The organism is Arthrobacter cupressi (genome assembly GCF_900099975.1).
Taxonomy (GTDB): domain Bacteria; phylum Actinomycetota; class Actinomycetes; order Actinomycetales; family Micrococcaceae; genus Arthrobacter; species Arthrobacter cupressi.
The window spans coordinates 171,577-179,705 of record NZ_FNEI01000008.1 but is presented as its reverse complement, the minus strand read 5'-3'; the positions used below and the strand labels follow the sequence as shown (position 1 = coordinate 179,705).

Here is an 8,129-nt window from a genome sequence, read left to right as displayed (position 1 = left end):
ATTAGACCCAGTTTCCCAGGCTTATCCCAGAGTCAAGGGCAGGTTACTCACGTGTTACTCACCCGTTCGCCACTAATCCACACCGCAAGCGGTGCTTCATCGTTCGACTTGCATGTGTTAAGCACGCCGCCAGCGTTCATCCTGAGCCAGGATCAAACTCTCCGTTGAAGTAAAACAGACACAACCAGGCACAATGGAAATAACACCACACCCGGCTGCACAAAATTTGAAACCAGCTAAAAACACCAAACCATCCACGGGGGTGGACAATCCAGTGCAAATAACCAATTAATAAAAATCGGTATCAACAAACTTGGCACACTATTGAGTTCTCAAACAACAGAAGCAATTCGAATACTTATCGGAATCTTCGCTCCGGCTTTCTTCGCTGCGATGTTTCAATCTTATTTCATCCGATTTCGCTTTGCAAATCCGGGAATTTCTCCTAAATTCACTTTGGTGAAATCAAATTCCCCCAAAGGGACCACAAATAATCCGATTTCCTGGCAATTGCCGGAGCGGATTCTTCGCAATCAATGGAGGCTGTTGCCCCTCAGCGGTGGCAACCCAAGAAACACTACACGCCTCCCCGCGGCTGCGCAAGTCAGCGGCGGAAAGGCGTGCAGTCATCCGTCAGGACGGACGGCGGGTGTGGGATCAGGCGTCTACTTCCACTGTGGCCAGGTTCTTCTTGCCGCGGCGAAGCAGCAGGTAGCGTCCGTGCAGCAGTTCGTCATGTCCGATGACGGCGTCGGGGTCGGTCACCTTCGCGTTGTTGACATAGGCGCCGCCCTCCCCCACCGTGCGTCGGGCCGCGGACTTGCTGTCCGCGAGGCCGGAGGCGACGAGCAGATCGATGATGCCCAAGCCGCCGGCGTCAATCTTCGCCGAAGGCAGCTCCGCGGTGGCAGCGGCAAGGGTTGCTTCATCAAGGACACTGAGGTCCCCGTTGCCGAAGACTGCGGCCGAGGCGGCGATGACCTTCTCGGTAGCCTCCACACCGTGCACCAGGGAGGTGACTTCGTAGGCGAGCTTCCGCTGGCCTTCACGGGCGAAGGGACGTTCGGCAACGGACTTTTCGAGCTCTTCGATTTCCGCGCGGCTGAGGAAGGTGAAGACCTTGAGTCGGTCCACGACGTCGGCATCTGCCGTGTTCAGCCAGAACTGGTAGAACGCGTATGGGCTGCACATGTGGGCATCCAGCCAAATGGCGTTGCCCTCGCTCTTGCCGAACTTGGTGCCGTCGGCGTTGGTGATCAGCGGGGTGCCCAGGGCGTGCACGCTCTTGCCGTCCACCTTGCGGATCAGTTCCGTGCCGCTGGTCAGGTTGCCCCACTGGTCCGAGCCGCCGGTCTGCAGCACGCAGCCGTAGTCGCGGTTGAGCTGGAGGTAGTCCATGCCCTGCAGGATCTGGTAGCTGAACTCGGTGTAGCTGATACCTTCCTCGGAGCTCAGGCGGGAGGCGACGGCGTCCTTGCGGAGCATGGTGCCCACGCGGAAGTGCTTGCCGATTTCGCGCAGGAAGTCGATGGCGCTCAGCGGGGCGGTCCAGTCCAGGTTGTTCACCATGCGGGCGGCGTTGTCGCCTTCAAAGCTGAGGAAGCGGCGGACCTGGGCCTGCAGGTAGCCGACCCATTCGGCCACGGTGTCCTTGGTGTTCAAGGTGCGTTCCGCCGTCGGGCGCGGATCGCCGATCAGGCCGGTGGAGCCGCCCACCAGGCCGAGCGGCTTGTGGCCGGCGAGCTGCAGGCGGCGCATGACCAGCAGCTGGACCAGGTTGCCCAGGTGGAGGGAGGGCGCGGTCGGGTCGAAGCCACAGTAATAGGTGATCGGGTCCCCGGCGAGCAGCTTTTCCAGTTCCGCCTCATCGGTGGAAACGTGGACAAGGCCGCGCCATTTGAGCTCCTGCCAGATGTTGGCGAAGCCCGGGTCGTTGTGCTGGGACTCGAGGTTGTTTACGTGTGACACGAGTTCTAAGTTAGCAGGATTGCGGGCGCTTCCCCGCCGTGGAGACTCCGGCGGCGGTCAGCGTTCGATGCCGGCCGGCAGCGTGGCAGAGGTAATGAGCCGCAAGCGCTGCGTGGGGCGGGTCATCGCGACGTACAGGTCGCCCACCTTCCCGTGCTCGTGGTTGAGCATCGCCGCCGGTTCCAGGACCACGACGCCGTCGAATTCCAGGCCCTTGGCTTCCTTGGGGCTGATCACCACGATGTCCTGCTCGTAGCTGCCGGCTCCGCCTCCCACCCGGTGGCCGTAGGCGCCACGCAGGGCCGTGGCCGCCGCGGGCAGCAGGGCGCCGTCGGCAATCACGGCGAGCAGGCCGCCGTCGAGCACGTCCAACTCTTCGGGGAGCACCTCGAGGAGGTGTCCGACGATCTCCTCCGCCGCCACACGGTCCACCAACGGGTTCCAGCGGCCTTCCCGGACGGCCTTGGGCGCCGAGACGACGAGGCCCGCACGGTTCGCCATGCGCACAGCGGCTTCGGCGATCTGCGAAGGCGTGCGGTAGTTGACCGTGAGCTCTTCGAGCTGCCAGCGGTCACCGAACGACGGCGCGAGGGCGCTGTGCCAGGAATTCGCGCCCGCCGCGGCGCTCGTCTGGGCGATGTCGCCGACGATCGTGAAGGACTTCAGGGGGCAGCGGCGGACCAGGAGGCGCCACTGCATGGGCGAAAGTTCCTGGGCTTCATCAACCACAATGTGCCCGAACGCCCAGGTACGGTCGCTGACGGCACGTTCGGCCGCGGTAAGGCGGGTTTCGCGTTCCTGGTTCTGTTCGGCCAGTTCCTCGGCGGTCATGAGGACGTTGACGCCCATGGCTTCCATGTTGGCCAGGGTCTGTTTGGCGTTGGCGAGGTCGCGGGCACGGTCCTGTTCCTGCTGGGCCAGTCCGCGGCCGGCCGCGGCATCCAGTTCGCCCAGGAGTTCGGCGGCTTCGTCAAGCAGCGGGACGTCCGCTTCGGTCCACGGGGCGTCGGCCGGGCGCAGCAGCAGGGCGCGCTGCTCCGGGCTGAGGTTAGGGGTGCAGGCCTCGAGGATGGCCGGCTTGCTGAAGAGTTCGGAGATCAGCTTCTCCGGGGTCATCGGCATCCAGCACAGGTTCAGGGCGATGCGGACGTCGCGGGCAGTGCGGACGTCTTCGGCCAGGTAGGCGCGGTCGGCGTTGTTGCCGAGGTTGGCGGCCTCCACCATGTCCGTGAGCTGTTCGGTGAGTTCGCGGAGCAGGATCTTCACGAACGTCACCCGGGCTTCGTTGTGCGGCTTGCCGGTGGCGCGGGCGCGTTCGCGGGCGCGGCGGACCTGCCGCACTGTGAGCTTGAGCTTGCGGGAATCGACCTCGAGGAAGCGGTCTTCGGCGGGGGTGCGCTGGCGGTTCGCCACGGCGTTCGCGACGACGGCGGCCATGTCCAGGCTGCCCTTCAGGGCGGCGACGGCGGGGTCCTCTTCCGGGACGGCGCTGATGCCGGGCATGAGCTTGCCGAGGCTGGTCATGACGACGCCGGTCTCGCCGAGGGACGGCAGCACGCGTTCGATGTAGTGCATGAAGGACGACGACGGGCCCACCAGCAGCACGCCGGCGGACTTCAGTCGCTCCCGGTGGGTGTAGAGCAGGTAGGCGGCGCGGTGCAGCGCGACGGCGGTCTTGCCGGTTCCGGGACCGCCCTGGACCACCAGCGCGCCGGACATGGCGGAACGGATGATGCGGTCCTGTTCGGCCTGGATGGTTCCGACGATGTCCGACATGCGTCCGGTGCGCTTGGAATTCAGGGCCGCGAGCAGCGCGCCTTCCCCCTGCATGGATTCGCTGCCGTCCAGCATGGTGGTGTCCAGGACGTCGTCCTCGATGGCCTTCACTTCGCGGCCCTGCAGGATCAGGTGCCGGCGGCGGCGGACGCCCTGGCGGTCGAAGGCGGTGGCCTGGTAGAAGTGGCCGGCTTCGGGAGCGCGCCAGTCGACCATGAGCCGCTGCAGGTCCGCCGTGGACAGGCCGATGCGTCCGATGTACTGCGCCTCGCCCGTGTCGAGGTCGAGGCGGCCGAAGACGAGGCGTTCGTCGACAGCGTCAAGCTGGGCCAGGCGGTCCTCGTACAGTGCCGCGAAGGCATCGCGTTCCGAGACGTTCTGCATGGTGCCCACCGCGCCGGCGCGGCGGACTTGCGCCAGTTGGCTCCGTTTCTCTTCGCGCAGTTCGTCCAGCCGCGCGTAGAGCCCGGCCACGTACTCGCGTTCGTGGAGCAAATCAGCGTCGTGCATCAAAACGTTCCCCTATCGGAAATGACGGACCGTCCATTCTACAGCGCTTTTGCGCAACGCGGGTGAAACGCTCCGCCTGCCGGGGTGTCACGCAGAATTCACCTGCCGCTAACCTCCGCTGCATTCCCGGCGGGCACCGCCGGTGCTTAGATGCTGCAATGCAGCACAACGTGGCTCTTGGCCGGCACGGAATCAGCCTGCTTCCGCTCTCCCCCGCGCACGCCGGCGCGCTTTTCGATTTCGTCGACGCCGGCATGTGGTCCGGTCTGGCGGCCAGCCAGCCGCTGAGCGCCGGGGAGCTCGAAGCTCTCTTTGCCTCCCGCATCGCCGACCCCGCCGTGCTCGCCTTCACCGTGCTCGAACAGCGCACTGGGGCCCTGCTGGGGACCACCTCGCTGTGCGACTACGATCCGCGGCAGCAGCGGCTGGAAATCGGCGGGACCTTCTACGGGCGGCCGTTCTGGGGCAGCCACGTGAATCCGGCGGCCAAGCAGCTACTGCTCTCCTATTCCTTCGACGTCCTGGGCGTGCACCGCGTGGGGTTCCGCTGCGATGCACGCAACGCCCGCAGCGGTGCGGCGATCCGGCGGCTCGGTGCAAGCTACGAGGGCACCCTCCGCGGGCACCGTTTCGCCCCGGACGGGAGCCGCTGCGACACCGAGGTGTATTCGATCCTCGCCCACGAATGGCCGCCCCTGCGGGAAGCACTGCTTGGCCGGCTGGCGCCGTTCGAGCAACCGACCCAGGTGCCGCCGGCCCCGGCTGCCGTGCCCTGGCTGCTGGCCGGCTAAGGGTCCTTTCGGACCGTCCTGCGGACCCTGCGCACGGCCGCCTTATATTTGGACACCGTCGGGTCCCCGGCGAGCCAGAAACGCCAGGGGTAGTCGTGGGATCCGCCGTCGCCGGCAACGCCCACCCGGGGTCCGCTGCCGATCAAAGCTGCCGGGACCGGCGTCGCGGGCAGCACCAGCCTGTAAGGGGCGGCCAGGGCGTCCTTGCCGCTGTCCGCCGTCGTTAGTCCCAGGACGGTGGCCAGGCGCGCGGGACCGCTGGCGAGGTCGTTGTCCGAGCGCGACGCCGGACGGCGGGAACGGGCGAGTTCCAGCCCCTCGACCACTTCACCGGCGCGGAGCAGCAGCGCGGAGGCCGCGCCGTCTGGCCCGCAGACGATGTTGGCGCAGTAGTGCATGCCGTAGGTGAAATACACGTAGAGGTGCCCCGCCGGACCGAACATGGGCGCGTTCCGCGGTGTCCGGCCACGGAAGGTGTGCGAACCGGGGTCCGGCTGGTGGGAGTCGTGCGGGCCAAGGTAGGCCTCGACCTCGCTCAGGCGCACCGAAACAGTACCTGCGGCGGTGCTGTGGCTGAGCACCGCGCCAAGGATCCACGGGGCCACCTCGCGCGGGTCCGCGGACAGCACCTCCCGGATCCCGGCAGCCTCCTGCGCGCTCATGGGCCGACCCTAGCAGAGCCGCTGCGGCCGTGTCCGATTTCCGCTAGAAGACCGACCGTCGGGCTGGCAGCATGGAGCCATGGACTTCTGGCAGCGCTACCGTGCCATCGATGCGCGCGACACCCGTTTCGATGGCCAGTTCGTCACCGCCGTGCGCTCCACCGGCATCTACTGCAGGCCCTCGTGCCCGGCACGCACGCCCAAGGCCTCCAATGTGACCTTCTTCGAGACCTCGGCCGCCGCGCATGAAGCCGGTTACCGGGCATGCAAGCGCTGCCTGCCCGAGGCCGTGCCCGGGACTCCCGCATGGAACCTGCGCTCCGATGTGGCGGGCCGGGCCATGCGGCTGATCAACGACGGCGTGGTGTCCCGGTCCGGGGTCGAAGGCCTGGCCCGGAAGCTGGGCTACTCCGCCCGGCAGCTGAACCGGATACTCGGCGAGGAGTTGGGCGCCGGACCACTCGCCCTTGCACGGGCCAGCCGGGCACAGACCGCAAGGACCCTGCTGGTGTCCACGGACATGCTGCTTGCCGACGTCGCCTTCGCGGCCGGCTTCAACAGCGTGCGGCAGTTCAACGAGACCGTCAGCGAGGTCTTCGCGCTGACGCCGAGCGCCCTGCGCGCCACGGCCCGGCGATCTGGTCACCGCACCGGCCACGCCCACCGCGCCGGGACGGGCAATGCCGCGGCGGCATCGGCCCTGACCGTGAAGCTGCCGTTCCGGGCACCGTTCGATCCCGGAATTTTCACGTTTCTGGCCGTCCGCGCGGTGCCGGGAATCGAGCACGCGGAAATCCGCGACGACGGCGTGTACAGCTATGCGCGCACTCTCCGGCTCCCCCGCTCGGCCGCGCGCTTCCAGGTGGAGTTCGACGCCGGCAGTCCCGGCTCCGGCGCACTCACCCTCGCGGTCAGCAGCATCGACCTGCACGACCTGCCGGTCCTGTTGAGCCGTGTCCGGCGGCTGTTCGACCTCGACGCCGATCCGGTGGCGGTGGACGAGGTGCTGGCGCGCGATCCGCGGCTCACCGCCTCGGTCCTGGCAGTTCCGGGCATCCGGCTGCCCGGAGCGGTGGACCCCGGGGAACTGCTGGTCCGCGCCATGATCGGCCAGCAGATCACCGTGGCGGCCGCCCGGACAGCGCTGACGGGGCTCGCCGCGGCAGGGACCGCGCTCCCGGAATCAGACGGGCTCGACCGTTTGTTCCCGACGCCCGGGCAGATCGCCGACGGCGGGCGGGAACTGTTGCGCGGGCCGCGCCGCCGCATCGAGTCCGTACTCGCCGCGGCCCGGGCGATGGCGTCCGGGGAACTGGACTTCGGCTACGGAGACCACCACCGGACGCTGGCCGCGAAGCTCCTGCCGCTGCCCGGCGTCGGGCCCTGGACGGTGGGCTATGTGGCGATGCGGGTGCCGGGCGACCCGGACGTCTTGCTCGCCAACGATGCCGCGGTCCGGAACGGGCTGAAAGCGCTGCCGGACGGTGCCGGCTTGCCGGTCGATTTTGGAAACGTGAGCCCGTGGCGTTCCTACGCCACCATGCACCTGTGGCGCGCAGCCGCCTCGAAGCAGGCTGCTATTTCGCCGCGGGCCGCTACTTCGCCGCAGGCGCGCCGGACGGCCACGGGAGCAGCTCCGGCAGCTCCACGCCGTCGGCCGCCTCGGAGGCCCGCAGGCTCCCCAGCGTAGGCGTGCGGCCGGCCAGCCAGGCCGCGATATCGGTGATCATGCCGTTGACGGCAATCGAGCGGCTGCCGGAGCCCAGGGTCAGCGGCGGCAGCGCCAGCGGCTGCAACACCAGCTTGATCCCGTCCGGGACGCGGGCCTCGAGGAAACGGAAAAGGTGTTCGCAGAACGTCCGGCTCCAGGTTTCGGGGCCGAAGCCGGTGCCGAGGTCGCCCGTGTGGATGGTGAGTTCGCGCCAGAGGGCCAGGCCGCCGTCGAACACTGTTCCGTTGCGGTAGCTGATGGGCGCGGACCAGCCGGTTTCATCTGAGGAATCTTCGGCGAGGGCGTCGAACGCGGCCAGGACGCGGGCGAACGCGGTACCGACCGCCTCGCGGTGCTGGGCGGCGTCGTGCCCGGCGGCCAGCTCGATCTCCCGGTTCCGGCCTTCGTAACCGCCGTCGTACAGCTCGACGGTCCCTCCGCGGGCGGCGGATTCCAGCTGGCGGGCCATCGCGTTGGCAATCCCGGCCAGGTGGGCCAGGACGTGCCCGCGGGTCCAGCCGGACAGTTCGGAAGGGGCGGCGACGGCGGCGTCGTCGAGTGTGGCGACGACGGACGTGGCGGTGGCGGCTGCTTTGTGGAGCTCGGCCAGGAGTGCCTGCGGCGTGATCTCGGTCATGCGGCCATGGTATCGGAAGAGTTAAGGCGCCTTAACGCAAAACGGGGCGGCGCTCCACGTCAGTGGAACGCCGC

General features: G+C 67.7%; 6 protein-coding genes and 1 rRNA gene. 2 read left to right on the top strand and 5 right to left on the bottom strand.

Annotated elements, in window-relative coordinates; translation table 11 throughout:
- The 3 genes from BLP88_RS11405 to BLP88_RS11395 form a co-directional block, all read right to left on the bottom strand.
- A 16S ribosomal RNA gene (locus BLP88_RS11405) occupies nt 1–168 on the bottom strand; the annotation flags it as partial.
- Between the two features lie 489 nt (nt 169–657).
- Nucleotides 658–1,968: a tyrosine--tRNA ligase gene (gene tyrS / locus BLP88_RS11400; RefSeq protein WP_074589280.1), complete on the bottom strand. Its 1,311-nt coding sequence runs from the start codon at nt 1,966–1,968 to the stop codon at nt 658–660.
- Nucleotides 1,969–2,025: 57 nt separating this feature from the next.
- Nucleotides 2,026–4,254, bottom strand: a complete 2,229-nt coding sequence (locus tag BLP88_RS11395) for a HelD family protein (protein WP_074589278.1) — start codon at nt 4,252–4,254, stop codon at nt 2,026–2,028.
- Nucleotides 4,255–4,412: 158 nt separating this feature from the next.
- Here BLP88_RS11395 and BLP88_RS11390 point away from each other — a divergent pair, with 158 nt between their 5' ends.
- Nucleotides 4,413–5,045 carry a GNAT family N-acetyltransferase gene (locus BLP88_RS11390; RefSeq protein WP_074589276.1) on the top strand — a complete coding sequence of 211 codons (633 nt, stop codon included), beginning with the start codon at nt 4,413–4,415 and terminating at the stop codon, nt 5,043–5,045.
- On the opposite strand, the gene BLP88_RS11385 is transcribed toward BLP88_RS11390, so the two are convergent.
- Nucleotides 5,042–5,707, bottom strand: coding sequence for a DNA-3-methyladenine glycosylase (locus tag BLP88_RS11385; protein ID WP_074589274.1), 666 nt, complete (start codon nt 5,705–5,707; stop codon nt 5,042–5,044). The two genes, BLP88_RS11390 and BLP88_RS11385, sit on opposite strands and share 4 nt — an antisense overlap.
- A gap of 79 nt (nt 5,708–5,786) precedes the next feature.
- Between BLP88_RS11385 and BLP88_RS11380 the strand changes: the two genes are divergently transcribed.
- The gene (locus tag BLP88_RS11380) at nt 5,787–7,397 is read left to right on the top strand and encodes a DNA-3-methyladenine glycosylase 2 family protein (protein WP_074589273.1); all 1,611 of its coding nucleotides are present in this window, start codon (nt 5,787–5,789) and stop codon (nt 7,395–7,397) included.
- Here BLP88_RS11380 and BLP88_RS11375 read toward each other — a convergent pair.
- Nucleotides 7,303–8,055, bottom strand: a complete 753-nt coding sequence (locus BLP88_RS11375; protein WP_074589271.1) for a maleylpyruvate isomerase family mycothiol-dependent enzyme — start codon at nt 8,053–8,055, stop codon at nt 7,303–7,305. The two genes, BLP88_RS11380 and BLP88_RS11375, sit on opposite strands and share 95 nt — an antisense overlap.
- Nucleotides 8,056–8,129 lie beyond the last annotated feature (74 nt).